Consider the following 25,145-nt stretch of genomic DNA (forward strand, 5'->3'; position numbering starts at 1 on the left):
AAGAACCTTCATGGCGACCACAGCTATCAACGATTCCGGCGAAGCCGCTGACCGCCTGCACGCATGGATGACCGATCCCTCCCCCGACCGCGGTTTCCTCTTCGTCGACGGGCCGGCCGGTTCGGGCAAGAGCACGCTCTTGCGGAAGGCCGCGTCGACCACTCCCGGAGCGTGCCTCGTCGACGCCGTGGGCCTTTCCACGGAAGAGGTACTGGACGAGGTGATGCGGCACCTCGGTGTCTCGTACGGCGACTACCGCAGCGTCGGATTCCTCGCGGAGGAGATGGAGGAACAGGACCCCCTCCACTCCCTGGTCGTCGTGACCAACACCCAGTGGGCCGGACGGACCCGGTCCACGGCCGAGCCCTGGTACACCGCGGAACACCTTGCGGGCACTCTGGGCATCGACTTCCGCATCACCGGTGTCCGCTTCGTCATCGAGATCGACAGCTCCGTGCGGGACCTGGGCGCGCGCGTACGCCAGCCCCTGCTCCTCTCACCGCCGCCCGGCGCGGTGCGTCGTACGGACATCAGCGGTCTGTCGCCCAGGTGGCGCACCGCCGCGCTGGCCCTCGCGCTCGCCGAACCCCGGCACGTCCGGTTCGCGGAGTGGCAGATGCTCTGCTCCGCGCTCGGGGAGTCCTTCACATCCAGTGAACTGCGCGCCGTCGCCGCCGAGTTGCCCTTCGTCACGGTCACCGAGGGCGACGCGCCGGTGTCACTGGCTCGCCACTGCGTCTCACGGGAGCTACGTGCCGAGGTCTCCGACGAGGATCTCCGAGCCTTCCAGACCGCGGTCGTCAGCCGTTTGCTGACGTTCGCGGAGAACGACGGGCTCGCCGGCTACCGCGCCCGGGCCCTGCCCGCCCACGCCGCTGCCGCGGGCCGCTTCGAGGAACTGCTGTCCCTCCCCCGCGTCCTCGCCGCATGTGACCGCAGCGCCCTGATCGAGGCGTTGCCCGTGGCTTTCCCCGACGGGGTGCCCGCCGGCACGTTCGCGGCGGATCTGCACTACCTGGACGGCCTCGGCCTCGCCCCGTCCTCGCACGCGGAGTGGATCTCCGTACTCCATCTCGTGGCGCTGAGCCAGGGCCGAGCGGAGCGGGCACGAGCGCTGGCGGAGTCCGCCGGGGTACTGCCCTGGCGAACCGTCTGGACCAACTGGCGCGCACCCGGATGTCTCACGCGTCAGGGCCCCCACATTCCCGCGGTCGCACGCGTCAGCGTCGACACCTCCACGAACCCCGGTACGGTCACCAGCACCTTCACGGCCGGCGGCAGCGCGATCTGGGACGCGGCCACCGGACGGCCGGTGGGCGGAGATCCTCGCGGAGACACCAGTGCTCTGCCGCCCACAGCGGCGGACACCACTGCGCCGCCGGCCCTCTGGGCAGTCGACGCCCCCTCGTGGAACCTGCTCAGGCTCGGCCTCGTGACCACCCCGTCGGTCCGCCGCACCGTGCAGGCACCGAGCGTGCGGGACGCCGCCGGCGCCGGCCCGTTGGTCGTCATCGCCGGAGGTCGTGGTCTGTACGCCATCGAACCCGACCCCCGCACCCCTGACGATGCTCCGGCCCGCCCGCTCCCCGCCGTGGGGCCACGCTGCAGGATCACACCACGCCCCTTCGACGAGACCGTACGCGTCCCGGCCCGCGCCCGGCTGTGTGACGTCTTCGGCGAGGACGCCGTCGCGAGGATCACCGCCGAACGGCTGCCCGCAGGCCTCACCCACGAGCCCACCCGCCGCTTCCTGACCGAGGTCGGCTTCCCCTCCGTGGCGGGTTTCTACAGCCTCAACACGCACAACCTCCTCACCACGGGCCTCGCCGAACACGTAGGGGACGACTCCGGAAACGGCGTCACGCCCGTCGGGGACGGCCCCTTCTACGAGCTGGGCTCCTGGATCGGCGGAGTGCTGCTGCTCGACGGCCACACCGGTCGTGTACTGCGCGGGACGAGGCCGGGGGCGGTCGACGCCGACCGTCCGGGCGACCCCCTCGCCGGCTCCTCGCTCGCCTCGTTCGTCGCGATGGTCTGCCTGCAGTGGGAGTACATGCGCGCCTATACGACGTCCGACGGTGTGGACGGCGCGGACCTGCTGGCCGAACTCACCGCATGGCTCACCGCCGTTGACCCCGCCGCCGCAGCCACCAGGAACTGGGGCCACGTGCTGGAGGAGGACAACTTCCCCTACCTGTGAACCGCCCGGGTCACTGTCGGCGTCGGCCGGGCATCCCACGACGAACCCGGATCGACGAGCCACCTGACAACGGCGCTTGGCCGCGGGTCCTGCTGCGCACTGTCGCCGCGCGGCGGCCAGGTGCCGTCCGCCCGGGTCGTGCGGGCATGCACTGCGAAGCGCCGCTACGGACGCCCGGCCGATACGCCGTCATGTCATCGACGGCCGCGTGCCCTCGTCTCCCCCGTCTCCCCCTCCTTTCTGACTATCCTGATTCCCGGCAGCAACGCTGACCAGTCAGCGCAGACAGCGATCACGGGGGACCCCATGGGTCAAGGATTTGACGTCCGGAGCGATGCCTTGCGGACGTACGCCCGCCGAACCGAACCCGACGTCGAGCGGATCCTACGCATACGCAACCGCATCCAGCAGCTGGAGTTGTCCGCCGGTACCTTCGGCAAGCTGCCCGAGTCGGACGAGCTGAAGGCCGACTACGACACGAAGCAGCAGGACGGGATCAAGGACCTGGGCGACGCGGCGGACGCGCTCCAGCAGATCGTCGACGCGGCGCGTTCGACCGCGGACCGCTACGACGGCAACGAACAGGACACGACGGCCGGCTTCGGGGGTGCGTGACCGTGGACGTCCTCAGCCGCCTCGGCGTCAGCTTCAGCGGGCCCTTCTCCGACACCATGGACCAGATCGTCCGGGGGATCATCAAGCAGTTCGGTCTTGAGGACGACCTGGAGAAGGTCAGCGGCGACAACGAGAAACTCGCGGAGACGGCCGCCGACTACCGCCAGGCCGCCCGTGACCTGCGCGGTGTCGTCCAGGACCTGCAGGCCGAGCGGAACGCGCTGCTCACGCAGTGGACCGGTGACGCGGCCGACGCGTTCAGCAAGAAGTCCCTGGCGTTCGAGAAGGCTTTGAGCGGCGAGGCCGACGACATGGACACCGTCGCCACGCTCCTCGAAACCGCCGCGGAGGCCTGCGCCACCGCCGAGCAGTTGATGATCGACCTCATCGTCGAGATCATCGAGACGGTGGTGGCCGCGGCGGCCACCACAGCGATCCTCTCCCTGCTGACGGCCGGCGCCGCGGCCGCGATCGGACCGCTGATCACAGCGGCCGGCGTTGCGCAGAAGGCGCTGAAGGCTGTCAAGATCACGGCGAATCTGGCCGACAAGCTGAGCGACCTGGCCAAGAGGCTCAAGGCCATCAAGCGGGCCGAGAAACTCGCGACCGAGCTGAAGAAGCTGGGCGCCGGCAAGAAGCAGGCCGAGGACGCCTACCGCATGGGCCTGGCCCGCTACCGCGGCAAGGTGGACGGCATCGAGGCCGGCAACCAGGCCGACCTGGCCCAGTACGCGGCATACCAGGTCGCCAAACGCGGCGTGAAGAACGGCATCGTCACCCCGATCGTCGGCCAGGACGTGGGCGAGCCGCTCGGCCAGGCCTACGCCGAGTACGCGCCCGAGAGCGCACCCGGTGCCTCGCCGAAGGAACCGACCGCCTACGACCAGCGTCCGCAGTCGCAGAGCTTCGACCAGCGGATGACCGCCGCGGAGACGAGCACCCAGCAGAAAATACGGGAGGATTTCGGGTGACCAGCGCCAGGGTGGGCACAGCACGAGGCACGGGAGGGTCCGCATGACATCGGCCGGGGTGGAAGCGGCGGTCCGGACCATGGTGACGACAGCGCTCGGGGGCGCCCCCGTGACGCACCTCCAACCCGTGGTCCGCCACTCCCAGGCACCCAAGCCTCCGAAACAGCGGCGGCCCCGCTCCCGCGTACTGTCCGGCGCCGGCTCACAGCTGTCCGGCGGGCAGCGGACGCTGGCGGGGGTCACCGGGTTCGTCGCCTGGCTGACCGACCCCCTGCACTTCCTCGGGGAACTGCTCCTGGCGCCTCTCAGAGGACTCAGGTGGCTCTGCCGGGGCAAGGAGAAGCGCCGCCGGAACAAGCGGTTCGCGGGAGGATGGGACAGCACGGCCGGCGGGCTGGGTACGGCCATGTACATCCAGGGCACCCGCGTGCTCGCCCTCGGACAGCGCCAGGTCTCCCTGCTGTACGTCGGTGAACACGAGGCCGAGGTCGCCTGGTCCGCGCCCCGCGAAGAGGTGACCGGGGTGGAGTTCGCCGACTGGGACCCGCACAACGAGCAACGTGCCACACTGCGGTGGCACTTCCGGGACGGTTCCTGGTACGACGTGACGGCCCGGGGCGCCGGCTGGAAGCAGCTGGCGGACGCACTGCCCTCACGCTGAGACAGCTCCGCCGCGGCTCGGTTCACCAGCGGGGCCTCGGGGAGTCGTTCGCCGCCCGGCGTGGGCCCCGAGTAGGCGGGCGTACTGAAGCGGCGCTCCCGCACCCCTGATAACTTGCTGGCGCCGTCGCCGTTCGCTCCACGGGGGAGAAATGAGTCAGCCGCCGCCGTTCCCACCGCCGCCTTCCCAGCCGCCGCAGGTTCCACAGAACTGGCCGGCCCCGCCCCAGCAGCCCGGCTTCGGCCCGCCGCCGGCACAGTCTCCGGGGCCCGGGCCCGCAGCCCCGGCCGTGCCCGGGCAGCCACCGGCGTACTACGGAGCACCGCCCGTCGCCGCACAGCCGCCGGCGCCGCCGGTCCACCCGGCGCAACCGATGTACCCGGCACAGCAGCATCCGCCGTACCAGGGGCCGCCGTACCAGGGGCCGGCCTACCAGGGGCCGGCCTACCAGGGGCCGGCCTACGGGCAGCCGCCACGGACGACGACGGGGCACCCGGTGGGCGCCGTCCTCCTCGCACTGTGCGTGTCGTTCATCGTGTCCTTGCTCTACAGCGGCCTGATCCTGGCCACGTACAAGGACCAGTCGGTCACAGCGGCCAACACGCTCTACATCGCCCACGCTGTCATCAACGCGCTGATCGTCGGGGCTCTGGTCGGCCTGGTGGGACATCGCAGCGCGGGCGCACACGTCTGCGGCGCCGTGGTCGCCGCGCTCGGCGCCTTCTTCGGCTACACCAACTCCCTGCCCCTCGTCCTGGCCGAGAGCCAGGCGCCCGCGGCCATCGGCAACATGATGGAAGCGGACCCTTTCCTCCCGGCCAAGCTCTGGTGGAACGACGAGATCGGCGGCGGAGTCGACTGGTTCTCCCCGCTCGGCGTCGTGGTCGCCGCGGTCATCGCCTGGAGTCTCGCCCACGTCATCGGCAAGAGCGGCACGCGCGCATGACATCGGCCGGCGCAGTGCTCACGGCGACGCCGGGCCCTGCCGGGTCGTCTCCAGGAAACACCGGGTCGTCCACCGGCACACCGGGGCGGTCATGGACTCTGCCCGGTCCGACGCGCTGCCGCGCGCGTACGGCCTTGACTCAGCCGAAGTCGTTCGTGCCCGGCGTGGGACGGGTGCTGATGGACTCGTCGTACGTCGGCATGTTGGTGCCGTAGGAGGCGCGGGGGTCCGGGGCGGCGCCGGCGCCGCCCCCGACGGAGTGCCCGGCACCGTCCCCGACGGGGTGCCCGACGGGGTGCTGGGTGCCCGCGCTCGGGCGCAGCACCGCCGGCATCACACCGGGGGTGGCCTGGACCGAGGTGTCGCCGCCGGTGCCCTCGAAGTCCCGCGAGGTCCGCTCCTCGTTCCACTCGTGCCCGTCCGCGGACGAACGGAGGTTGTCGCCACCGGCCTGGATGCGGGCGTGCAGGCCGTCGAGCGCGGGCTTCCAGCTGTTCGCGATCTCCGTCAGGGCCGCCCCCAGCGACCAGCCGGTGAGCGAACCCCCCGCGGTCCCGGCCTCCTTCACCGCCTTGTCGGCGGGGCCCTTCAGATCACGGGCGATACTGTCGCACGCTCCGCCGGAGGCACGCAGCTCGGCGGGGACGACGTCGATGGTCCGGGGCATGTCGGTTCCTCTCCGGTGGACAGGCGGTCGTTTCGGACCGCCGGGACTAGAACTGCTGCTGGGTCACGCCGGGCGGCAGCAGGCAGGGCGTACGGACGGAGAACGAGAGCCGTTGCGGCTTGCCCTTGCCGGAACCGACGGTGTCGGCCATGACCCGGTAGGAGCTCTTCTTGTCCCGCGCGCTGAACACGGCCGACTTGTAGGCGCTCTGGAACTCCCGGTACGAGGTCACCTCGTACCCCTGCCCGGTCAGCTCCCGGCGGAGTGTCCGCACGACCCGCGAGTGCTCCGTGACAGGGGCGTCCGAGTAGACGTAGTAGAAAAGGCTGTACCGACCGTCCTGGGCGACTTCGTCGTCCTTCCCGACGCACGCTTCGAAGTTCACTTGCGCGGTCGACGGCGTGAGCTCCACATCGGTGATCCGCGCCATGTACGCCGTGTAGTCCTCGGCCCATTTCACCGCGGCGTCCCTGTCCACGCGGGGCAGCGGAACGTTTTTCTGGTTGTCGTCGCTCTGAGACACACAGGCTCCAGTCGAAAGCAGGATCGCGCAGACAGCGATGACCGCGCCGAGTGAGGGACTACAGTCCCGGAACGATGTAACCCTCCGGCGGGAGGTCGCCGCCCTCCTTGGGAACCTCGTCCGGCGCCTTGCCCGCGATGATCCTCCCCTGGTTGTCGAGGGAGTCGCTGCCTTCGTCCCAGTACCCGCTGTGCCCGTGGGTGTCGACTGCGAAGTTGTTGCCACCGAAGCCTCCGAGCATCGGGTCACGGCCGAGGGTGTAGTCGGACAGGTGGTTGATGACGGGGTCGTCCTCGGCTCCGCCGACCCACACGTGCTCCGGGTCCATCTGGAGGTCTGCCGCCTCGTCCACCGTCATCCCCGGACTGCCCACCACCACGACGTCGTCGGCGCCCAGGCCCGCGCCACCCGCCGCGGCCGCGCCGACCACGGTCGAGCCGTAACTGTGCCCGAGCACGGTCGTGTGACTGGGCGACCCGTCGTGAGCGGCCCGCGTACCGGCCACGAACTGACGGAGATCCGGGGCCGCGTCCTCGGCCCGCCCCGTGCCGCCCACGCTGTTGAAGTCGGTCGCCGAAGCCTCGGGAGCGTCGTAGCCGAGCCAGGTGACCATCGCCACGCTCTCCCCGTCGGACCTGGCCTCCGCCGCCGACTGCAAGGTGCCGATGCGCGCGACCTGCCCGGGCACGCTCTCCATGGTCGTGTTCGTCCCCGGCACCAGGATTCCCGTGTGCGCGGCGGTGTCCGGGTTGCCCATGGCGATGATGGCCCGGCCGTCGTCCTTCGAGTCGTACCCGAGGAGGTACAGCTCCTTCCCCTTGGGCGCGCTGTCGGACTCCTCCAGCCGGTCGTTGAGCACCGTGAGGTTGTTCAGCCGCTTGTTGACCGTCTCCGTACTCTCACCAGGAAAGTTCTCGGCGTAGTCGCCCTCTCGCAGGGCGTTGAGCTCCTGGGCGACAGCGGTACGGTTCGCGTCGTCGCGTACGTCCGTCGGCAGACCGTCGGTCGCTCCGATCTCCTTCGGATAGAGCGTGGTGTACGTCTGACGCTCCTCAGGGCTGAGCGCGTCCCACCACTTGGCCGCCGCCTTCGGATCGTCGTCCGGTATCTGCGGGGGCTGCACACCGATGGCGTTCATCGCGTTCTTGGCGTCCTGCGCGGACTCCGCTGCCGCGTCATGGCTGAACGGATCGGTGAGGATGTCACCGTTCAGCTCACCGAGGGCCTTCGCCCCGTCGTCGCTCGCCTTGTGCGCGTCGGCCAACGCCTCGTCGATGGCCGCCCGGTACTCCCCGAGCAGACCGCTGCGGTCGGCGATGATCGCCTGCGCGTCCGGGTCCTGGCGCGGCAGGTCATCGGTCGTCGGATCGCTGACCCAGCCGTCGTCGTCCACACGGAAGTGGTCCTGCTCCGCCCGCCGCACCGCGGAGCGCAACTTCGTCTGGGCCTGCTCCATCCAGAACTTGGTGGTCTCGAGCACGGAGGCGACGGCCATCGCCTCCGTCTCGACCACACCGATCCGCGACTCGACGTCCTCCAGATAGAACAGCGCGGCGTCGGCGTCGTCGCCCTTCCACGACTGGTGCAGCGGCCCGGTGACCTGCCGGCGGTGGCGCCCGGTGAGCGAGTCCGTGGTCGTCGACAAAGCACGCCACGACTTGGCCGCGGCCTCCAGATCGGAGAAGTCCTGCTTCATCAGCCGGCTGAAGTCAGAGGCCATGACGACGCCCCCTACCCGACCGGCCAGGACGCCCCACACGGCACGCCGAGCCAACACACACAGACATCAGGCAACCCCCGTTGCTATGAATCAGCCATGCATTCGAGAGATCACCCTAGCCGACGTCGTGCTTCGCGGATCAAGGCTGCGGATGGCTGCCCCTCCACGTGGAACAGCTCAGCACGTCTCCACTGACGACGGCTTGTACTCCCGCCCGAGTCGGGGCCAACGCCGCCCTGGAGACTCTTCCCCTGGCCTCATTGCCCCTGATACGGCGGCTGCTGGAGATACGGATTCCCGCTCTGCGGACCCTGGCCCGGCGTCTGTGGGTAGCCCGACGGAGGAGCGGCAGGGTAGTACGGAGGCTGCGCAGCCACGTGCGGGGCTTGCGGAGACGGGTACCCCGCCGGGGGAGCCGCGTAGCCGCCCACGTTATGGGGATACGGCACGGCTCCGGGGCGGGCCGGGCCCACGCCGGAGTCACGGCGCCGCCGCAACACCGCGAGGACGACGACGGTGGCACCCACGGCACAGAGGGCGAGCAACCCCACCACAAGGACGATCCCTCCCATGGGGGCATCCCCTTTCCTACGTTCGACTTCGGCGTCACTTCACACGCCCGTACAAGACCGCACCGCACGTACGCCACGACGCGACCGCGCCCAAGTATCCACCCCGCCCGCACCCCCGTCCGGAACACCGCCCGTGAGGCCCTGCTTCGAGGACCACGCCACGCCTTAAGCGTCTTGCCGTCCCCACTCACCGGTGAAAGACGCACGCAGGACGCGTACACCAGTTGCAGATGGCGCTCAGTGACCCCTGCGTCATCACGGCCGCGCTGTTCTTGGCGACCAGAACCCCTACCGTTCTCTGCTACTGCACGGTGGCTTCCTTCTTCGGAGGTTTCTCTTCCCTCAGGTGCGTCCCGACAGCAGCGATCACACCCAAGAACCCCACAACTCCAGCCACGACTCTCCACCCTGTCGGCACATCAAAAGTCAGAACCACGGCACATGCAATAACCAGTACGATGACCTGCAGTACCAGCGCATCGATGAAACTAGGCCATCGAGACCGATAATCGAGGAGCCGCAGGGATTCAGGTTTAACTCTGGTGGAGTCACCCTTCTTGGCAGGCGCAGCACTGCCCTTCAGGTGCCGCACTTCCTGCACCTTCACCATTCCGTGCACTACAAGTCCGGTGTCAAAAAGCAACGCCGCTGGTGTCTCCTGCGGAGACATTCGCACACCGCGAGCTCCGCGCTGCGCGTCCCAACAAAGCCAGACTCCTGCCCCTTGCATCCCCTCTAGAGACCCGTGCTTACCGACCTTCGCACGGAAGGAAACCTCACTAAGATCCGTCTGGACCTTCAGAAGAACTGTCGATGACGACGATGCTGTAGCGGAAGCGCCAGGGCCGACGTAGCCGACACACTGTGCTCTTATCGCCCGGTCCCTCCTGCCCAGACGTGAAAAAGCGCGAAATCCATGCTCTGACCATACGTGAAACAAGGCAAAGAGGAAGCTGAGCGCCCACATAAGAGCGACGGACCAACGGCCGAAAGCGGACATCGTCTCCCCGCGCAATTTCCAGCCCAAACTCCGCTCGTCACCCGAAATCGCCCCCAGTTCCGGCCGCGTCGGCGCGTACAATACGTCTACCAGATCCCCAGGACGCAACACCTTCTTTGTCGTTGCCTGAATCTTCTTCTGTACCGACTGCCCACTGGGCACGCCAGGCAACTGAACAAGTACCGTTGCCGTGTATGAGTCCTTACCGCTGGACGACTTACGCTGAACATCACGGACACTTACTGCGTCGACACGTTCGAATTCACCCCCCGCTGCATGGATGCGCTGCAAGAGCTCATCCCGTTGTGGCGTTCCAGCCGCCAGGGCGGCAATCCCAATCAGTGCCGTCGCAATGCCAAAAGCCCACATGAAGCTTCGGAGTTGCCGACCCCGACGCGAAGGAAGTTCACGCGGAACAGAGCACTCCGCCATTCCGTCCGCGTGAGGAAACTCAGCCAGAGCGACTTCTTCAACCGACCGCCGGCCGCCTGCCGAACGCTGTCGCACCACAATCATGATCACACCGAACAGTGGAACAGCAAGAAGTACCAGGCAGAGGCGCTGCCGCAAGTCTGGGCCGGGGCCAAAAAGCCACAACCACAACGAGCAAACGACTGCCATCAGTCCCAGACCAGCACACCACATGCCGACCTTTGAGCTTACATCAACCGACGCATAGGTCTTCTCCATGTTCACCATCAGCCGAAATCCTCACGAATTCGGTCAGTTGCAGTCTCCTGCCTGTCACCAACACCTCCTCCAGCAGCTTTCTGCCCTTCTTCCGTACTCTGATCCACGCCTTCAAATCCATCTTTCGCGGTGTTTGCGGCCACTCCTCCGGCTACAGGAGTGGTACCACTAAAGGCGACGTCGATTCCGGCCTGATTGAAATCGGTTCGGTCCGATTCAAAACTGAAATCACTCTCATTTTTCAGACCTCGCGCCATGTCATCGAGGCCCCTGTCGATTGACCTTGCTCCGCCGCCGAGTCCACCAGCTGCGCCTCCGGTGACCCCAGTGACAAGGCTTTGCCTGATGTCGTAATCCTCGCCCTTACGCAGGGAATCCAGGTAGTCCCCTGACATTCCCCCGGCGGCACCACCGCTGATGCCACTCGCGACCTCCTTGCCGCCGAGAGCAGTCACCGCCTTACCCGCGGCAGTCCCGACGGTCGCGCCTGTCAGACCGCCGATCATATTAGTCTGGACTTCCCACCCCTTACCGCTGAGTTTACTGGTGGCCATGCCTCCAGCAGTTCCACCAGCCCAGTTCAGCATTCCCTCGACGAAAAGTTTTCCGACCTTTCCCGAGTTGTGTAGAGTGCGGAAGGCAGTCGCGATGCCTCGAAGTAGTACTCCGAGACGGCCTGCGGCCTCGAGTGCCTTTGTGGCCAGCATGGTGACGCGTGCGGTGCCGGCAGCAGCCGAGACGCCCAGCGTCAAGAACGACATGCCTACCGAGACACCAACGGAGATCCCGATTTCGATGTAAATATCATGAATCTCATCATTAACTTCCTGAATGCTCTTTGCGGCATCCTCAAGACCTTTAGCTGCTTCGTCGAAGTCGTACGTAGCACTTTGCACCGCTGCAGCAAACTCGTCCCAATGGGCCTGGAAGGCGTTGGCCGCCTCACCCCGCCACGTGTGACCTACAGTTCCTCTGACCTCCTTGTCCATGGACTTGACCAAGCCCTCGACTTCGGTTTTCAGCTGACGCCATGCTCTGGCCGCGGCTTCCAGCTCTTCCGGACGTCCACCGGGATTGCAGATTTCAATGCCGAGTTCGATGATCTCTTCAGCTACGGACTCGTTCCCGCTCACTGGTCACCGCCCGCTTGCTTCCCGAAGAGAGCCGCGAGGTCGTCGTCTGTAACCTCGGTCTCCCGGTTCACCTTCCGGAGGGCCTCCGCAATCGCATCCAGATGCTCGTGCACGACCTTCATCGCGCTGACAACGTCCGCCGAGTAGGAAATGTAGGCAGAGGTGACCTCGGCTGATTCCGTCAGAACGCCGAAGCCGCCAGTGATTGCCTCTTCGCCTGTTTCCTCTTCGAACTTCTTAAGGTATGCCCTCAAGTCGTATGCCTGCATCTCAAACTTGCGCGCCAGTTCTCTGCCCGCTCCCGACTCGTAGTACGAGGTCTCACCGTCTGTCATCTGCGCCCCCTATAGCGATGGCTAACACGTTTATGCGCCGCTGCCAGTGCCGGCGGATGATTATTACTGCCAATGCCCGGGTGCGGGAGGCTGCTGAGCGGAGGAATTGGGCTGCTGCGGAGCGGAATTCGGGTAGCCCTGGCCGAAGTTCTGATTCGGATACTGGGGCGGGAAGCCCGCGCCATAAGGGGGCGACCCTGCTCCGGAACCGGGGCCGCCACCGCCACGGTTGCGCCGGTTACGGATCACCACGAGGATGACTGCCACAATCACCACGACGACTGCGAGGCCAGCGACCAGGAACACCGTGGTCGAGGATGACTTCTCCTCGCCTTTGGCTTGCCTCCCGCCGTCACGTCCATTCGGGCCGGAAGCCGATTCGTCGGTTTCAGATGACGCTTCGGCGAGTGGCCCCTCCTTAGGGCCTGCGGGGATGTCCATGGTCAACGCGGTACCTGGTCGAGCGATCCCGTAGCCAAGCTGCGGGTCCGGGGCTTTTCTGCCTTCGTTGTTCAGAAAGGAAGCCGATTGCACCAGGCGATTAATGATCTGCCCAGCTGTCAGATCCGGGTACTCGGAGCGTAGCAGTGCGACGATCGCGGAAACATAAGCCGTCGCTCCAGAGGTTCCGTCTGCTACCAGGTAGCCACTTTCAGTGGTCGGATCAGCTTGAGGGGTCGCAACACCCGGAGCTGCTACAGTGACGCTCCCAGTATTAGATTTGGACCAGAAATTGAGGCCTTGGTCAACAGCGGAAACAGCCACCACCCCCGGCAGCGCGGCAGGGTAGTTGGTCGTACCCGAGTCGTTTCCCGTACCAGCTACGACTACAACGTCCTTCTCCTGCGCATATGCGATTGCCTTGGCAGCTTTAGAGCCAGGATAAGCGGAAGAATCATTAAGCGAGAGGTTAATCACCGTCGCGCCTTGGTCTGCCGCATAGCGGACTCCGGCAGCCCAATCATTCGTGACCAGCTTACCGTCGACCTCTCCGGTGCGAACTGGCAGAATCTTCGCTTCCGGGGCGAGCCCCATAACTCCTGAGTTATTGTTCGCTCCATGACCATGACCAGCAATTAGGCTGGCCATACCCGTGCCATGTCCGTCAGCGTCTCTATGCGGATCGCCAGCACCGGTAAAGTCCTTACCTGCCATGACCTGCCCGGTCAAATCAGGGTGGCTGGCGTCGACACCTGAGTCGATCACCGCCACCGTAACGCCTGCTCCCCGTGAGGTCTGCCACACCTTTTCTGCGTCATATACCGTCAGGGGCCATTGAGCGTCACGCACTTGATCCGCTGACGCCAACGGTGCCGAAGTGAGGAGCAAGGCTCCCGTCAGTGCCGCGACGCCTGTCGCAGACCAGACTTTCCCGAACCGCAATTCCCTGCTCCTCACTCAGTTACTACTGGCTACGCCAGCATTCCCACTCAGACAGCCAACGAAAATCGCTTCTGTCCGATAAAATCTCTATTCGATCGTCCGCGGCACATTCCGGTTACGGTCTTCTTCCGAGATCCAGGTCTCTTCATCCTCGACCAGGTAGTCAGGGCGGTCACCCTGGCTGTTCTCGTCTTCAGGCCGTCGCCCCTTGCGGCCGCCAATACCGCCGGCCGCGCCCGCCATGGCGCCCCGTTGCGTGCCGCCACGGCTCCCATGCAAGCCCGCACCACCACCAGCGCCCTTCGCTGCAACACCGTTGGCAGCACCGACGACGCCTCCACGGGACTTCGCCAAGGCGCCACGCCCGCTTGCACCGGCTCCGCTTCGGCCAGCCGCGCCAGCTCCGGCACCGCCCACGCCCCCCATACCGGCACGGGTTCCAGCTCCACGACCCGTTGAGGCACCCCCGGTCAGACCTCCTCGAGCACCCGTGGAGCCGATACCACCGCGGACCGCGGAACCACGCCCAAGTCCGGACATTCCGCCAGGAGCCACCACTCCGGGGCCTTGAGTACCTGCAGCACCGATGCCACCGCTACTGCCACCGGTGCCCATTGGCACCGTGCTGGAGTTCGTCCCCGTTAGGCCTGGCGTAATGCCATCGACCTTCGTTTGTGATGGCGGGAGCTGAGAACCGCCGGTAATGCCAGGAGTGCGAGACACAGTAGGAGCGGGCTTAATACGGGCAGTTGAGCCAGCGCTCCACGGCTGTGCCGCGCCGGTTCCGGCGCTTGGCCCCGAACTGCCGCGAGCCGGCATCGAGATGGGGGTAGGCAGTGGCACCTCTGGGTTCGGAGCCGGAAAGGGATCATCACCACCGCTGTCAATACGGGCAGACGCCGAATACGCTTTGTAGTTCACCCCCAACTGCTCCATAATCGCCACACCTTGCAACTGCGCCTCCTTACCCGCAGACAAGGAATCCGCGTTGGCCTGACGTGCTGCGTCTGTGCTTACGCCTCTATTGATGTCTTCCAGCAGTTGTTCATCACTGCGCTCATCATCGGTGAGTTTGTCCCATGCTCGGTCCCACCCGGAAGGCTCTTCGACCTCACGCATCTTGGCCATGGAGTTCCGCAGGTCGTTCTGAACTGCATACATGGTCTCCCCATAATGGTTTGCCCACGCGGCACCATTACGGATATTCTGCATGATCTCGTTGGCCTTCTTACGGAATGCCTCGGCCGCGTCACCCTCCCAATGCTCCAGAACACTCTCCACAGCGCTCTGCATCATGCCCGCAACACTGTCTTTCGCGGAGACCGAGTCAACGCCACCGGTTTTACCATCCCCGTCACCACCGGACAGGATGTTGTGAACCGACTTCCAGTGCTGGCTGACCTCATAGATCCGACCAGGGTCTGCGTCAAGGATCATGGACCGGAGCTCGGGGATGCTCATCTGCATGAAGGGCGTGTCGAGCTGACTACGGTCCGGGCCCCCCATTCCCCCGTTGGCAATCGACTCGAGTTTTTCGTCGTGCTTGTCCTGGATCCGCTGCTCTTGCGCCCTCTGGGCAGCCTCAATCTGCTCAGGAGTCTGGTAGTAGCCGTATCCGTACATAGTGGAACATCCCCTCCGTTGTCAGTGACCGGTCGCAGAACCGCTAGTTGGCCGCGCCCTTTTCAGCAACGCTCACGCCTTGTGCGTTGGCCTGCTCCTGGTTGCTGTACTTGTCCCTGACCTTTGAGGCGCTCGTACCGAAGTCATCGATCAGGGTGTGCAAGTCCCTGATCATGTTCTCGATCCTAGTCTTCTGCTTTTGGTGGGCCTCATGAAGCTCATTGGACTCCAAGAACTTCGCGCTACCGAAGGCACTGCTCGGGATGTCCGTCTCGTACTTGGCCTTGGTGTTGGCCTTGTCCATGTCCGACAGAAGGCCGTTCAGCTTCCGGATCACCTCATCCAGAGCGCTGAGATCAACCCGCATTCCGTTACTCATACCCCGTTGTCCTCTCCCCTGTTTCTCAAGTCTTCCGCGCGCCCGGCAGCCACGGCAGCCAGGTCGGCCAAGGCGACCAAGTCGGCCAGGTCATCGCCCCGCCCGGCTGCCGACTCCGCCGTCCCGTCGGCTACGCCAGTCCCGCACAGCCACCCCGCTCCCCGCAACCACCAGGGCCAAGATCAACCCTGTGCCCAGCACGTAGACGGCTGTCCGGCGTTCCCGTTCCGCCTCGCTCTCGCCCATGGTCACCGTCATGGGGACGACCCCGCCGGAGCCGGCCTCGACCGGTGGGTCCGGGGTCGGGGTGGTGGCTGGGGTGGAGTCGGCCGAGAGGGCGGCGACCGGGTCGATGACGCCCCAGCCGAGAAAGCGGTTCGGGCCGCGGCCCGGGCGTTGGGCCGTTTCCTCGATGCGGGTGGCGATCTGGGCCGCGCTCCACTTCGGGTTCTTTTCCTTCAGCAGGGCCGCGACGCCCGCGACGTACGGAGCTGCGAAGCTCGTTCCGTCGGCGGTGCACTGGCCGCCCTTGGGCACCGTGGAGACCATGCCGACGCCCGGTGCCGCGATGTCGACGAATGCGCCCGCCTGCGAGAAGTAGGCGCGTTCGTCGTTGCGGTCGGAGGCCGCCACCGCCAGGACTCCCGGGTAGGAGGCCGGGTAGGTGTCGGCGGACTTGCCGTCGGCTCCGTCGTTGCCGGCGGCCGCCACGACCAGGACGCCCGCGTCCACGGCCGCCGCCACGGCGGACCGCAGTTCGAGGTTGTCTTCCTTCGCCGCGGTGTCCGAGGAGATGTTGATGATCTCCGCGCCCTTGGCGACCGCGTCCCGGATCGCCCGCGACATCGTCTTGGAGTTGCCCTCCTTCTCCTCACCGCCGGTGTAGCGGAAGGAGAGGATCTTGGCGTCCGGCGCGATGCCGACGAAGCCGGTGCCCTTCATCTGGCGGGCGGCGATGATGCCCGCGACCCGGGTGCCGTGGCCCTCGATGTCCTCGGTGCCGTCGGTGGAGCCGACGTAGTCCTTGCTGCCGGCGGCCATGGCGTTGCGCAGCTGCGCGTTGGAGTCGTCGACTCCCGTGTCGATCACCGCCACGGTGACGCCCTTGCCCGTCGCCTCCCCCCACAGCTGGTCCAGGAGGAGTCGCTGGAGTGACCACGGCGTGGACTTGATGACGTCGCCGCCGAAGACGCACTCCGTGCTGGCCGACAGGCCGAAGTCCGTGCTGCCGGCGTCGGTGAGACGTGCCGGCGCGGTCGCGTCCGCGAGTGCCGGTGGCGCCGGGGCCAGGCAGATGCCGGTCACCGCGAGCACGCCGAATACCCGCCGCAGTGCGCGAGTCCCACGGGTGCGGTTGCGCGTACGGGCTGTCCGGACCTTCACGTGCAGGCCCTCCATCTCCAGGCTCCCAAGGCGTACTTGCTTTCCTCGGGGTACATCCCTGAAGCAGAGTTCGGCCCAGCCGACGACATCGCGTCCGCTGGGCCGATCTGCTTCATGTCACATCCCCCGGGTAGTGACGGGCTCAGCCCCAGGTCGCGGCGTTGCTCTTCTCCGTGGCCTGGTAGTTGTCAGCGGCGCTCTGCAGCGCCGTGGAGATCTTCAGCAGGGTCGCGTGCAGGTCCTGGGCGGTCCGGTCCCACTCGCGCTGCTTGCGCTGGTAGCCCTCCTGCGCCTCACCCTCCCAGGTGTTGGCGACACGCTTGACCGCGGCCTCGAGGTCGTCGAGCTGCTGCTTGATGCGACCGGCGGTCGTCTTCACGTCCGTGGAGGCGTTGGTGATGGTTGCGTAATTGACGAGGATCGACATCGTCGCTTCCCTTCAGGAAGAGTCGTGGAGAGAAAGTCAGTAGAGAACGACCCGGACCGCATGATCGACGTGGATTGACACAGATTGACACAGATCGACATGGATTGACCTGGATCGGTCGCTCACGGTCAGGATCGGGAAGAACAGCTCAGATCCGCTCGGCTCGATCAGCCGAAGTCGGACATGATCTTGCTGATCTCGGAGTTCTGCTGCTCCTCCGACGCGGAGTAGTTGCTCCGCGTGGAGTCCACGGCTTCCTTGATGTCGGCGAGGATGTCGCTCATCTTCTTCGCGTCCGCGTTCCAGCGGTCCTGCAGCTGGCGGTAGGACTGCGCCGCCTGGCCCTGCCAGCCGCCGGCGATCTGGTCGATCACTCCGTTGAGGCGGCGGATCTCGCCCTGGAGCTGGCCGTTGACGGTGCTGATGTCACCGGAGAGCTTGGTGAGTTCGTCCTCTGTTACCCGGAACTGGCCGGCCATGGTGAAACCTTCCCCGTTGTTGTCGTTGTTCCGGGAAACCTGCTCGGTCGGCCCGGAAAGTATCGCAGCGTTGCACGCTGGTGACACTCTATCGTCAGCCTGTCACTCATCTACAGACATGACCAATCAGTTACAGGGCTCACACACTTGAGCGATCGGTCTGTTATCCGCGCGTGTGGACGCCCATCAGCACCGGTCAGAACCGGTCACTGGCTCTGCGGCTGGGCGGCGCTGCCCGTGTCCAGCGTGGGTCCCTTCGGGATGAACGTCGCCCAGGTCTGCGGCACGATCGCGGGGCTGGAGACGTCCTCGTAGCCGAGCCTGGTGCGCGCCTTGTCCGTCTCGCTCGCCTCGCCCGAGGCGGAATCCGCGGAAGAGGCACTGCCACCGTCCGAGGCCTCGCTGTCGTTGTTCGCCGGCAACGAGTACCGCAGGCCCGTGTCGGTCAGCAAGTACGTCGCCCCGCCACCGCCGGCCGCACCGGTGACCTCCTGGAAGAGCAGGCCCGAGCCGGACGAGACGGAGGCGCTCAGCGAATCGGCGATGACCTTCTTCGGGTACGTCGTCCCGGCCCAGGCGGCCAGCTCCGGCTTCTTGTCCTCGCCGATGGTGCCCTTGTACACGCTGCACGAGGTGGTGTGCGCCTCGTCGGTCGCCGTCGCGGCCGGGTTGGCCTGCCCCGGAACCGACTGGGGCCAGCCCTTGTCGGCGTAGAACTTGTCGGCGGCACCGCCGTTGGCCTCGATGATGGTCTGGGTGTCGACCCTGATGTCGTCGATGCCGTCCGTCCCGTACGCCTGCTGCGCGGCGGGCGACGCCTTGAGCAGGTCGGCGACGAACGGCGTGACGGCGGCGACCTTGTCCTCCAGGACGATGTAGTACTGCTCGCCCTGCGCGTCCTTCGCCCGCAGCACCCGGCCCACCGTGGCGGCTTCGGCGGGGAGCCCCTGGACCGAGGTCGGCTGCCCGACGGAGGGGACCTCCGGGAAGGTGATGTCCCCGCCGTCGTTCAGGGTGCTCAGCCACTCCTGGCTCACCGGCTGCGGCTCGGCCGAGGTGCCGATGACGGCGGCCCGCAGTTGCTCCATGGTCGTGCTGCTCAGGCCCGACTCACCGCCCAGCAGGAAACGGTTGCCCTCGCCGTCGACCAGGAACTGGGCACCGGTCTTGGAGTCGACGACGTACAGGGCCTCACGGGCGTCGACCTTGCCCGTGTCGTCGAGCGACTTGGCGTCGGCGGCGTCGAGCACGAAGACCGCGCGGTCGATGGCGTCCTGCGAGCCCGGAGCCGGACGCTCGCACACCGCCCAGGTCTTCGGCTTCTCCGCGTCCTCCTTGGAGGGCAGCCGGTCCGGCGCGTAGGGGATGCCGAGGGTCGCGCCGTGCGGGATGTCGCTCTTGTCGATCTCCTTGCCGGCGACCTCGATGACGCTGCCCTTGCCCTTGTCCAGGAGGAGCTTGGCGGAGGCGTAGTTGAGTACGGGGTGCAGGGTCGGCGTCTTCTTGCCGTTGGACGCCTCGTCGTTGAGGACGACGTAGCGCGTCGTCGAGTCACTGTCGACGATGATGTACTCGCCCGGCTTGTCCCAGCCCTGGGGTGCCGTCGGCTTGATCACGCCCCAGGCGATGAAGCCCACCACCAGTACGACACCGACCGCCAGGCTGGGCATCACCGTGCGCACGGGGCGCGGTGCGCCTTCCTCCGAGCCGCCCGGTGACGGCGCCAGGAACGCCGCGACGGTGCGCTTGCGAGCGAACGTGTAGGCGGCGAGCTCGTCCTGACGCTTTGCCATGGTCCCCGTATCTCCCGTTTGGTCATGCTCGATCGTGTGGTGTTGTTCGATCGTGGTGCGACGTCCGACCGTGCGCGTGGTGCTCGGCCGGGCTCGCAGTGCTCGACCGGGTGTCGCGCCGCCCGGTCGTGCCCCACCCTGCCCGACCGCGCCTCACCCTGCCCGACCGTGCCCCGTGGCGCCCGGTCACGTTCGGGCCGCGCGGCCCCGCGCGGGACACGTCACCCCTCGCGCTCACGGCCTGTCGCTCTCGAAGGGCCGCTCCGTCCGCGCAGGCACCTACTATGCCCTGCGTCGCGGAACGGTGATCCACCAGGTATACAGCCGTCCCCGCATCTTCACAGAGCTTCCCCGCGACGCCGCGCCCGCGCGCGGCCGGTCCATGACAGGCTGGACGGCCGGGGTCCGGTGTCCCCTGTGTCGCCTCGCGTTCCGCAACGGGTACCGTGAGCCACTCGCATGGATGACGGGGCCGTCGGTGCCCCTGGCCCTCGGCCGGGACCTCTCGCGGAGGCTCCCGCCGACGATCGGCCGCACACTTCGCGAAAGGGATGTCCGGGGGATGACCAGCGGTACGAGCACTCGGCGCGGACGCCGCGCACAGCAGCGACAGGGGCCTCCGGCCGGCGGCGGACGCGCCCCGGCCGGGCCGCCTCCTTCCGCCGCCGCGTCGCCCCGCACACTGCCTCGCCCCGGCGGCCTGGGTCCGGTGCGGCTGCAGCAGCTCGTCCTCGTGGAACTCGCGGCAGCGATCATGCTGGCCGCCTGGGCCGCCGACGTCTCCTGGCTGCTGATCCCGGCCGGAGCGGTGGCCGCGCTGCTGTTGCTCCTGGCGGTGCTGCGCCGGGGCAGCCGTCCACTGCCCGAGTGGTACGAGACGGCGCGCGCGTTCAGGCACCGCCGGCGCGAGGCCAAGCTGCCGGTCCCGCCGGGCACGGACCCGATGCTGGCCGCCGCCGTGGAGTGCGATCCCGCCCTGCGGACGTACGACTTCGTGTCCCGTGACGACCGTTCGATCGGCATGATCGGGGACGGCACCTTCCTGACCACCGTGCTCTTCGTGCAGCCGGCCGACCAGCCGTTGCGCCCCGAGGCGGCCGGACGGCAGTTGCCGCTGCGGCTGGTCCAGGAGGCCCTGGAGGTCGACGGTATCCGTCTCGCCTCCGCCCAGGTCGTGCAGCACACCCAGCCGGCTCCCGCGCCGCATCTGCCCGCGCAGTCGCTCGCCGCCCGTTCGTACGGTCCCCTCCAGGCGCAGACCGGTTCTCCCGCGCTCCGGTTGACCTGGGTCGCCCTCAAGCTCGACCCGGAGCTGTGCCCGGAGGCGGTGCAGGCCCGCGGGGACGGTGTTCCGGGGGCCCAGCGTGCCCTGCTGCGCGTGGCGGACCAGCTGGCGAGCCGGCTGGCCGGGGCCGGCTTCAAGGCGACGATCCTGGACGAGACCGAACTGCTCCAGGCGCTGGCGACCTCCAGCTGCCTCAACCCCCGGGTCAACGCGCAGCACGCGCAGGACGGACGGCCGTCCCAGCGGCGTACGGTCGAGTCGGTGCGGACCTGGCGGGTCGACGACCGCTGGCACACGACGTACTGGGTCTCCCGCTGGCCCCAGTTGGGGAACGGCGGTGTGGCGCTGCCCCAGCTGGTCACGCAGTTCACCTCGCTGCCGGTGCTCGCCACGACCTTCAGCATGACCCTGAGCAAGGCGGGCAACCGGGGTGTCTCGCTCACCGGGCACGTCCGGATCACCGCCCGCGGTGACGACGAACTCGGTCAGCTGGGACGCGAGTTGGAGCGGGCCGCGAGCGCCGCGAAGGTCGGCCTGGTCCGTCTCGACCGGGAACAGGTTCCCGGAGCCCTCGCCACTCTGCCGCTCGGAGGTACGTGCTGATGTCCCACCCCGCGTCGACCATGCCTCCCGGCCGGCAGAACCAGGCCGCCCCGGTGCGCACGCCCGCGCACGTGGCCTCGCCGACCGACACCGGCATGATCCCCATCGTCCGGCAGCCGCAGACACCGCAGCAGCAGCGCCGCATCGTCAGCCCGGGTTTCGGGCTGCGCGGTCCGCGCCGCAACCGTCATGTCGTCACCGCCGAGGAACTGGCGGCGATCAGCATGCCGATCGGTGACGACGGCGTACTGATCGGCAAGGACCAGGACGGACAGCCGGCGGTACTCGGGCTGTCCCGCCCGACCGCCTTCGACGTCGTACTGGTGGGCGGTCTGTGGCTCGCCCAGGTGCTGGCGTTGCGCGCCGCCGCGACGGGTGCGCGCGTGGGGGTCGAGACGGGCCGCCCGCAGGCCTGGCAGCAGCTCGCCCAGGCAGCGGGGGGCGGTCAGCAGTGCATGACGGTCTATCCGGTGGGCCGGGTGCCCGCGCAGGGGCCCTCCGTGTCGAGTCCCGTGGTGCTGATCCGGGACTGCGGCATCCGTCCGCCGCGAGGGCGGGTCAACACCGCGCCGTGGCAGGCCGTGGTGACGGTGCTTCCCTTCGTCAGCGAGCACGCGCCGCGCTGGCTGGCCCAGGCCCACCTCGTCGGGATCCAGCGCATCTCCCCTTACGAGACCGAGGTGGTACGTGACACCCTGGGCGTCTCCAGCGAGCACCTCGAGCACCTCCCGAACCTTCACGACGGCGTGGCCCTGTGGTGCACTCGCAAGCACCACAAGTTCGTCATGACCGAACCCACTGATGCGGAGACGGGCCTGCTCGGCGCGGCGCGCCGTATGGACTGACGCGTCGTCGTCCGCGAGGGCGGTGGGAACGGCCACCCCCACGAGGCATCTCCCTCGGCGCCCGTGGGGCTTTTCCGTCCCGCCATCCGAGTGATTAGGCTTCTGGTGGTGCGGTGACGATCGCAGTCGCGTGGGACTCGCCACTCGGTCCGCCCGGCCGAGACGACGACCAGCTCAGCAGCAGTGGCTGACCAGGAGGCAAGCAGTGAACAGGGATCGGTCCGAGTACAACGGCGACAGCCCTTCCTCGGACGGGGACGATCACGACGTGGATCTCACCGGCGAGTTCGAAATCGTCTACACGCCTCCTGCCTGGTACGCACAGAGTACGCAGAGCGGGTCGCCCGCCGAAGCGCAGCAGCCGTCCGCACCCACTCCACCGCCGCCCTCGGCCGGACCGCCGGTCGGTCCGCCCAACGGTCCGCCGGGCGGTCCGGCGCCCCAGGGCACGCGGCCGGCGCAGCCGCAGGCCCCGGGCGCCCCGCACCAACCCGCGCGGCAACAGCCGCCCGCCCAGGCTCAGGGCGCCCCTGACGCCGCTCAGCCGGGTGCCTCCACGGGCGGTTACGGGTTCCCGCAGCAGTCCGCAGCCGGGGGGTACGGCTACCCCCAGCAGAACGGGCCCGGCACGCCCCAGCCGGGTCAGGCACCGTCGGGCGGCTACCCGGCCCCCCAGCAGCCCGCGCAGCAGCCGGCCGCCCCGGGTTTCCCCGTACTGCGGCCGGTCGGCCAGGACACCGCCGACGCGCCCTCCCCGGACACCGCCGCCGCGCCGGAAGTGCCCGCGCCGCCCGTTCCGGAACAGCCGGCCGCGCCCGTGCCGACGGAGGCCGAACTCGACCACGCCGCGGCCGACGCGGAGGCGGCGCGGCTGTTCGGCGGTGCCGGCGACCATGTGGCGGAGGCGGAACCGGAGGAGGCCCGGAGCGACGCGGCGGAGTCCGCCGGTTCCTCCGGCCCCGAGTCCGACCCGGACGCCGGGGCCGCGCCGACGGCGGCGGAAACGGGTCCGGAGGCGGACGCGGGTCCGGCGCCCGCCGCCGGACCACCGCCGGCCGCGCCCGCGGCCCCGCCGGCCGCCGCCGACGCGGCCCCCGTCGTACCCGGCCCTCCGCCGCCCGCGCCCGGCACCCCGCCCGTCGCGCCGGGACCTCCGCCCGCCGCTCCCGGGCCGATGCCCGCGGCCCAGGGACAGCAGCCGCAGCCACCACAGCCCACCGGGCAGGCCCCCGTGCCCGCCCCGCCCGGCCAGCCGCTGCCGCCGCTGCCGCAGGGGTTCGCGCCCGCGCACCCCGGCCAAGGCGTACCGCAGCCGGACCCGCAGGCTGCGGCCGGCCCCGGCTACCCCCAGGTCCCCGGCCAGCCGATGCCCGGGCAGCCCGGTCACCAGGTACCTCCGCAAGGGGCGTTCGGCCCGCCCCCGCAGCCCGCGTACCCCGCGGCCGGGCAGCCCGCACCGGCGGACCCCCATCGCGCGCCCCAGCCGCAGGCGGACGGGTACGGCTACCCGCAGCAGGCTCCTCAGCCTCAGCCGCCCGTACAGCCCGGTTACGGTTATCCGCCCCAGCAGCCGGGTTACGGCTACCCGCAGCCGGGCCAGCCGCCCCACCCGGCACCCCAGCCCCAGCCCCAGCCCCAGCCCGCACCCCAGCAGCAGCCCCAGCCGCAACAGCCGCCCGCCGCCTACGGCAACCAGGGCTGGAGCGCTCCGCCCGGCCCGCAGCCCGGTGGGCCGGGGGCCCAGCCGCAGCAGGCCGCGCCCGGTACCCCGCTCGGCTACAACGCCGCCGTGGAGCTCACCTCCGACCGGCTGCTGCGCAACCAGCCCAAGGCGCGCAAGAACAACGCGGGCCCGTCCCGCTTCAAGTTCGGCGCCAAGAAGGAGGAAGCGGAGCGGCAGCGCAAGCTCGGACTGATCCGTACGCCGGTGATGTCGTGCTACCGCATCGCGGTGATCAGCCTCAAGGGCGGTGTCGGCAAGACCACGACGACGATGGCTCTGGGCGCGACCCTCGCCTCCGAGCGGCAGGACAAGATCCTGGCGATCGACGCCAACCCCGACGCCGGCACGCTGGGCCGACGGGTCCGGCGCGAGACGGGTGCCACCATCCGCGACCTGGTACAGGCGATCCCGCAGCTGCACAGCTACATGGACATCCGCCGCTTCACCTCGCAGGCGCCGTCGGGCCTCGAAATCATCGCCAATGACGTGGACCCGGCGGTGTCGACCACGTTCAACGACCAGGACTACCGGGCCGCGCTCGACATGCTGGGCAGGCAGTACCCGATCATCCTCACCGACTCGGGAACCGGTCTGCTCTACAGCGCGATGCGCGGGGTCCTCGACCTCGCCGACCAGTTGATCATCATCTCCACCCCGTCGGTGGACGGGGCGAGCAGCGCGTCGACCACCCTGGACTGGCTGTCCGCGAACGGGTTCGCCGATCTCGTCCAGCGGTCGATCACCGTGATCTCCGGTGTCCGTGAGACAGGCAAGATGATCAAGGTGGAGGACATCGTCGCGCACTTCGAGACCCGCTGCCGCGGTGTCGTCGTGGTGCCCTTCGACGAGCACCTCGCCGCCGGCGCGGAGGTCGACCTGGAGATGATGCGTCCCAAGACGCGCGAGGCGTACTTCGATCTCGCCGCCCTCATCGCCGAGGACATCGCCCGGACCCAGCAGGGGTTCGGCAACCCGAACATGCAGTACCCGCAGCAGCCCCAGCAGGGGTACGCGCCCGCGCCGCAGCAGCAGCCGTACCCCCATCCCGGTGGTGCCCCCCAGCCGGGGCAGGGCTGGCAGCAGCCTCCCCAGCAGCACCCCGCACCGGGCCAGGGCTGGCAGCAGCCTCCCCAGGACCCGCAGCAGGGCACCGTACCGCCCGGCTGGACCCAGCAGTAGCCCACACAGG

At 68.2% G+C, this 25,145-nt stretch carries 21 protein-coding genes; 8 read left to right on the forward strand and 13 right to left on the reverse strand.

Annotated elements, in window-relative coordinates; genetic code table 11:
* Positions 1-10: 10 nt before the first annotated feature.
* The 5 genes from ACZ3IG_RS21895 (at position 11) to ACZ3IG_RS21915 (ending at position 5,393) form a co-directional block, all read left to right on the forward strand.
* Positions 11-2,200, forward strand: a complete 2,190-nt coding sequence (locus ACZ3IG_RS21895) for an SUKH-4 family immunity protein (RefSeq protein WP_467434108.1) — start codon at positions 11-13, stop codon at positions 2,198-2,200.
* A 339-nt stretch (positions 2,201-2,539) separates the two neighbouring features.
* Positions 2,540-2,815, forward strand: coding sequence for a hypothetical protein (locus ACZ3IG_RS21900; RefSeq protein ID WP_467434109.1), 276 nt, complete (start codon positions 2,540-2,542; stop codon positions 2,813-2,815).
* A gap of 2 nt (positions 2,816-2,817) precedes the next feature.
* Complete coding sequence (locus ACZ3IG_RS21905) at positions 2,818-3,786, forward strand: WXG100 family type VII secretion target (RefSeq protein WP_467434111.1); 969 nt, start codon at positions 2,818-2,820, stop codon at positions 3,784-3,786.
* 43 nt (positions 3,787-3,829) lie between these two features.
* Positions 3,830-4,447 (forward strand): hypothetical protein, encoded by a 618-nt coding sequence (locus tag ACZ3IG_RS21910; protein ID WP_467434112.1) that lies wholly within the window; start codon positions 3,830-3,832, stop codon positions 4,445-4,447.
* Positions 4,448-4,820: 373 nt separating this feature from the next.
* Positions 4,821-5,393 carry a hypothetical protein gene (locus ACZ3IG_RS21915; RefSeq protein WP_467434113.1) on the forward strand — a complete coding sequence of 191 codons (573 nt, stop codon included), beginning with the start codon at positions 4,821-4,823 and terminating at the stop codon, positions 5,391-5,393.
* Between the two features lie 139 nt (positions 5,394-5,532).
* Here the strand turns inward: ACZ3IG_RS21915 and ACZ3IG_RS21920 are convergent, their stop codons facing one another.
* The 13 genes from ACZ3IG_RS21920 to eccB all read right to left on the reverse strand — a co-directional run bounded on the left by ACZ3IG_RS21920 (position 5,533) and on the right by eccB (position 19,500).
* The gene (locus ACZ3IG_RS21920; protein WP_467434114.1) at positions 5,533-6,060 is read right to left on the reverse strand and encodes a hypothetical protein; all 528 of its coding nucleotides are present in this window, start codon (positions 6,058-6,060) and stop codon (positions 5,533-5,535) included.
* Between the two features lie 46 nt (positions 6,061-6,106).
* Positions 6,107-6,538 (reverse strand): hypothetical protein, encoded by a 432-nt coding sequence (locus ACZ3IG_RS21925; RefSeq protein ID WP_467434115.1) that lies wholly within the window; start codon positions 6,536-6,538, stop codon positions 6,107-6,109.
* Between the two features lie 103 nt (positions 6,539-6,641).
* Positions 6,642-8,303 (reverse strand): alpha/beta hydrolase, encoded by a 1,662-nt coding sequence (locus tag ACZ3IG_RS21930; RefSeq protein WP_467434116.1) that lies wholly within the window; start codon positions 8,301-8,303, stop codon positions 6,642-6,644.
* Positions 8,304-9,176: 873 nt separating this feature from the next.
* On the reverse strand, positions 9,177-10,574 hold the full coding sequence (locus ACZ3IG_RS21935) for a hypothetical protein (protein WP_467434118.1): 1,398 nt from the start codon (positions 10,572-10,574) through the stop codon (positions 9,177-9,179).
* The gene (locus ACZ3IG_RS21940; protein ID WP_467434119.1) at positions 10,574-11,698 is read right to left on the reverse strand and encodes a WXG100 family type VII secretion target; all 1,125 of its coding nucleotides are present in this window, start codon (positions 11,696-11,698) and stop codon (positions 10,574-10,576) included. Before ACZ3IG_RS21940 ends, ACZ3IG_RS21935 begins: the two co-directional genes overlap by 1 nt.
* A complete protein-coding gene (locus ACZ3IG_RS21945; RefSeq protein WP_467434121.1) occupies positions 11,695-12,033 on the reverse strand; it encodes a hypothetical protein in 339 nt (112 codons plus the stop codon). Before ACZ3IG_RS21945 ends, ACZ3IG_RS21940 begins: the two co-directional genes overlap by 4 nt.
* A 63-nt stretch (positions 12,034-12,096) precedes the next feature.
* Complete coding sequence (mycP, locus tag ACZ3IG_RS21950) at positions 12,097-13,431, reverse strand: type VII secretion-associated serine protease mycosin (RefSeq protein ID WP_467434122.1); 1,335 nt, start codon at positions 13,429-13,431, stop codon at positions 12,097-12,099.
* Between the two features lie 72 nt (positions 13,432-13,503).
* The gene (locus ACZ3IG_RS21955) at positions 13,504-15,039 is read right to left on the reverse strand and encodes a hypothetical protein (RefSeq protein WP_467434123.1); all 1,536 of its coding nucleotides are present in this window, start codon (positions 15,037-15,039) and stop codon (positions 13,504-13,506) included.
* 43 nt (positions 15,040-15,082) lie between these two features.
* On the reverse strand, positions 15,083-15,418 hold the full coding sequence (locus ACZ3IG_RS21960) for a hypothetical protein (protein WP_467434125.1): 336 nt from the start codon (positions 15,416-15,418) through the stop codon (positions 15,083-15,085).
* Between the two features lie 90 nt (positions 15,419-15,508).
* Positions 15,509-16,732, reverse strand: a complete 1,224-nt coding sequence (gene mycP, locus ACZ3IG_RS21965; RefSeq protein ID WP_467434126.1) for a type VII secretion-associated serine protease mycosin — start codon at positions 16,730-16,732, stop codon at positions 15,509-15,511.
* A gap of 211 nt (positions 16,733-16,943) precedes the next feature.
* On the reverse strand, positions 16,944-17,228 hold the full coding sequence (locus ACZ3IG_RS21970) for a WXG100 family type VII secretion target (protein ID WP_467434127.1): 285 nt from the start codon (positions 17,226-17,228) through the stop codon (positions 16,944-16,946).
* A 167-nt stretch (positions 17,229-17,395) separates the two neighbouring features.
* Entirely contained in the window at positions 17,396-17,707 is a 312-nt protein-coding gene (locus ACZ3IG_RS21975; protein ID WP_467434128.1) for a WXG100 family type VII secretion target, read from the reverse strand.
* 206 nt (positions 17,708-17,913) lie between these two features.
* Positions 17,914-19,500 carry a type VII secretion protein EccB gene (eccB, locus tag ACZ3IG_RS21980; protein WP_467434130.1) on the reverse strand — a complete coding sequence of 529 codons (1,587 nt, stop codon included), beginning with the start codon at positions 19,498-19,500 and terminating at the stop codon, positions 17,914-17,916.
* Between the two features lie 562 nt (positions 19,501-20,062).
* Here eccB and eccE point away from each other — a divergent pair.
* The 3 genes from eccE to ACZ3IG_RS21995 all read left to right on the forward strand — a co-directional run bounded on the left by eccE (position 20,063) and on the right by ACZ3IG_RS21995 (position 25,135).
* Positions 20,063-21,388: a type VII secretion protein EccE gene (gene eccE / locus ACZ3IG_RS21985; protein WP_467434131.1), complete on the forward strand. Its 1,326-nt coding sequence runs from the start codon at positions 20,063-20,065 to the stop codon at positions 21,386-21,388.
* Positions 21,388-22,233 carry a hypothetical protein gene (locus ACZ3IG_RS21990; protein WP_467434132.1) on the forward strand — a complete coding sequence of 282 codons (846 nt, stop codon included), beginning with the start codon at positions 21,388-21,390 and terminating at the stop codon, positions 22,231-22,233. The genes eccE and ACZ3IG_RS21990 overlap by 1 nt, the downstream gene beginning before the upstream one ends.
* Before the next feature lie 205 nt (positions 22,234-22,438).
* Positions 22,439-25,135, forward strand: a complete 2,697-nt coding sequence (locus tag ACZ3IG_RS21995) for an SCO5717 family growth-regulating ATPase (RefSeq protein ID WP_467434134.1) — start codon at positions 22,439-22,441, stop codon at positions 25,133-25,135.
* The last annotated feature ends 10 nt before the right edge of the window (positions 25,136-25,145 follow it).

This window comes from Streptomyces sp. NPDC016677 (assembly GCF_055562815.1).

Excerpts from the sequence above, each read along its gene's own strand:
- ACZ3IG_RS21895 (WP_467434108.1), top strand. The coding sequence starts at position 11 with ATGGCGACCACAGCTATCAACGATTCCGGCGAAGCCGCTGACCGCCTG.
- ACZ3IG_RS21945 (WP_467434121.1), bottom strand. The coding sequence starts at position 12,033 with ATGACAGACGGTGAGACCTCGTACTACGAGTCGGGAGCGGGCAGAGAA.
- ACZ3IG_RS21970 (WP_467434127.1), bottom strand. The coding sequence starts at position 17,228 with ATGTCGATCCTCGTCAATTACGCAACCATCACCAACGCCTCCACGGAC.
- eccE (WP_467434131.1), top strand. The coding sequence starts at position 20,063 with ATGACCAGCGGTACGAGCACTCGGCGCGGACGCCGCGCACAGCAGCGA.
- ACZ3IG_RS21960 (WP_467434125.1), bottom strand. The coding sequence starts at position 15,418 with ATGAGTAACGGAATGCGGGTTGATCTCAGCGCTCTGGATGAGGTGATC.
- ACZ3IG_RS21990 (WP_467434132.1), top strand. The coding sequence starts at position 21,388 with ATGTCCCACCCCGCGTCGACCATGCCTCCCGGCCGGCAGAACCAGGCC.
- ACZ3IG_RS21935 (WP_467434118.1), bottom strand. The coding sequence starts at position 10,574 with ATGGTGAACATGGAGAAGACCTATGCGTCGGTTGATGTAAGCTCAAAG.
- ACZ3IG_RS21930 (WP_467434116.1), bottom strand. The coding sequence starts at position 8,303 with ATGGCCTCTGACTTCAGCCGGCTGATGAAGCAGGACTTCTCCGATCTG.
- ACZ3IG_RS21910 (WP_467434112.1), top strand. The coding sequence starts at position 3,830 with ATGACATCGGCCGGGGTGGAAGCGGCGGTCCGGACCATGGTGACGACA.
- ACZ3IG_RS21955 (WP_467434123.1), bottom strand. The coding sequence starts at position 15,039 with ATGTACGGATACGGCTACTACCAGACTCCTGAGCAGATTGAGGCTGCC.
- ACZ3IG_RS21920 (WP_467434114.1), bottom strand. The coding sequence starts at position 6,060 with ATGCCCCGGACCATCGACGTCGTCCCCGCCGAGCTGCGTGCCTCCGGC.
- ACZ3IG_RS21915 (WP_467434113.1), top strand. The coding sequence starts at position 4,821 with ATGTACCCGGCACAGCAGCATCCGCCGTACCAGGGGCCGCCGTACCAG.
- ACZ3IG_RS21975 (WP_467434128.1), bottom strand. The coding sequence starts at position 17,707 with ATGGCCGGCCAGTTCCGGGTAACAGAGGACGAACTCACCAAGCTCTCC.
- eccB (WP_467434130.1), bottom strand. The coding sequence starts at position 19,500 with ATGGCAAAGCGTCAGGACGAGCTCGCCGCCTACACGTTCGCTCGCAAG.